The organism is Microvirga sp. KLBC 81 (assembly GCF_003075415.1).
In the GTDB taxonomy this organism is placed as follows: Bacteria; Pseudomonadota; Alphaproteobacteria; order Rhizobiales; family Beijerinckiaceae; genus Microvirga.
Genome location: NZ_QDAH01000302.1, coordinates 1 through 723 on the forward strand (window position 1 = coordinate 1; position 723 = coordinate 723).

The 723-nt window shown below is 69.4% G+C and carries 1 protein-coding gene; it reads left to right on the forward strand.

Annotated features, from left to right (window positions below; all coding sequences use genetic code 11):
* Positions 1 to 488: hypothetical protein (locus DC522_RS35320; RefSeq protein WP_205769945.1), on the forward strand; the 488-nt coding region annotated here is incomplete at its 5' end.
* Between the last annotated feature and the right edge of the window lie 235 nt (positions 489 to 723).

Genomic DNA, 723 nt, shown 5'->3' on the forward strand with positions numbered 1-723 from the left:
AGATGCGCGTGCGGATCGAGGAAGTGCGCGCCACGCTCGCGACCGAGGGTGTCGCCGCCGCGGGGCAGCTCCAGCAACTGCTACGGACGGTGACGGAGGCGCTCGCGGACTTGCGCGCCGCCCGGGTCGTCCCCGCGCCCGAGGGTCGGGATCTCTCGGCGGCGTTCCCGGGCGCGACCGACACCGGCGCGGCCTACGAGGTCACCGAGACAGAACGAGCGAAGGCCACGAACCTCCTCACCAATCTCCTGTTCACCGTCGTCGAGACGCCCACCCACGAGGACCGCCGCCGGGCGGACCGCGAGGGAGATGCTCTCGACGGCGACGACGAGGGGAACCCCGGCGACGACGACGTTCCCGACGACGCTCGCGACACCGCTCCCGACGACGCTCACGACACCGCTCCCGACGATGCTCGCGACAACGACGATACGGACGCCGAGGAGAGCACCGACTTCGGGGTCACAGGCTACGCCGGGCCAGAGTAGTCCGACGTAGGCCACCGGCTGCCCGGTGACACGGGCCAACCCCTCCCCGGCGACCAGAGCCAGTTCTCGCGCTCGGCGACCAGAGCCAGTTCTCGCGCTCGGCGACCCGAGTCGCCGATTTCGACGCGTTCCCTCTGCGTTCGACGCCACCGCGTCGGTGCATTCCGTGTATACACACGCTTAATATCGTCCCCGGGCCACGGAGTAGTATGAGTGTAGACACGACAGTGGAGAC